The organism is Corallococcus llansteffanensis, assembly GCF_003612055.1.
GTDB classification, from domain to species: domain Bacteria; phylum Myxococcota; class Myxococcia; order Myxococcales; family Myxococcaceae; genus Corallococcus; species Corallococcus llansteffanensis.
In genome coordinates, this window is sequence record NZ_RAWB01001032.1 from 1 (window position 1) to 1,292 (window position 1,292).

At 67.6% G+C, this 1,292-nt stretch carries 1 protein-coding gene; it reads right to left on the reverse strand.

What is annotated here, in order from left to right; genetic code table 11:
- Positions 1-42: 42 nt before the first annotated feature.
- A protein-coding gene (locus D7V93_RS43085; protein WP_120648679.1) for an IS3 family transposase occupies positions 43-1,238 on the reverse strand; the annotation gives its coding sequence in 2 pieces (ribosomal slippage) (positions 43-956 and positions 956-1,238; 1,197 coding nt in all).
- Between the last annotated feature and the right edge of the window lie 54 nt (positions 1,239-1,292).

The following is a 1,292-nucleotide window of genomic DNA, read 5'->3' on the forward strand; positions in this document are numbered from 1 at the left end:
TGAAGTTGCCCCGATTCCGCAGAGCGTTCCGCGCTTTCGCCCTCAAGCGGCAGCGCGGTGCTTCTTCTCGTAACCAGCGGGTGACTCGTAGTCGAGCGCGGAGTGGCGCCGGAGCGGGTTATACCAGCCCTCGATGAAGCGGAAGACGGCCATCCGCGCCTCGGCGTGAGACGTGAAACGGCGGCGTGCGAGCAGTTCGCACTCGAGCGTGGCGAAGAAGCTCTCACACATCGCGTTGTCGTACGCGTCGCCAACACTGCCCATGGAGGGGCGCACGCCGGCTTCCTTGCACCGAAGCCCGAAGCCAATCGAGGTGTACTGCGTCCCTTGGTCGCTGTGGTGCACGACGCTCTGGGGCTGACGCTGCCCCACGGCCATGTCCAGTGCCTGCACGACGAGCTCCGTCTTGAGGTGGCCAGCCATGGCCCAGCCGACGACTTTGCGGCTCCAGGCGTCGAGCACGACGGCGAGGTAGAGGAAACCGGCGTGCGTCGGGATGTACGTGATGTCAGCAACCCAGAGTTGGTCGGGTCCAGGGGCCACGAATTTGCGGTCGACCAGGTCGGGTGCAGGGCGTGCGCGCTCGTCGCGCGTCGTGGTGACACACCACCTGCGGCGACTGACGCCCTCAAGGCGCGCTGCCCGCATGAGACGGGCGACACGCTTGCGGCCGATGTGCACGCCCTCCGCCGCGAGTTCAGCGTGGATGCGCGGCACGCCGTAGGTGCCGTCGCTCATCGCGTGGATGGCGCGAATGCGCTCGCTGAGGCCCGCGTCCGCGACCGCGCGCTTCGAGGGCAGGCGCGTCCGCCACGCGTGGTAGCCGCTCTCGGACACCTCCAGGACACGGCAGAGCGTCGTGATGCTGTGGACGGCCTGGTTTGCCTTCACGAGTCGGTACGCCGCTTGGGCGTCGCCACGGACTCCTGCGCGAACCAGGCCGCAGCTTTTTTTAGGATGTCGCGCTCCTCGCGCAGCACCCGCACCTCGCGCCGCAGCCGCTCGAGTTCGGCGCGCTCATCCGAGGCGGCACTGCTCGCCCTGGGAGCGGGCCTGCTCTCGGAGTTGCTGCTGGGAGCGCCACTGCCGCTCCCCTCCAACTGCTTCTTCCAGTTGCGGATGCTCTGCTCGGTGCAGCCAAACTCTCTTGCGAGACTCTTGCCGGACCGGCCGGCCTTCAACAGCTCGACGACCCGCTCACGGAACTCCGGCGGGTATGGGGGGCGTGACTTCGGCATCGTGGGACCCTTTTCGCACAGCGGATGGGACTCCACGAAACCGGGGCAACTTCA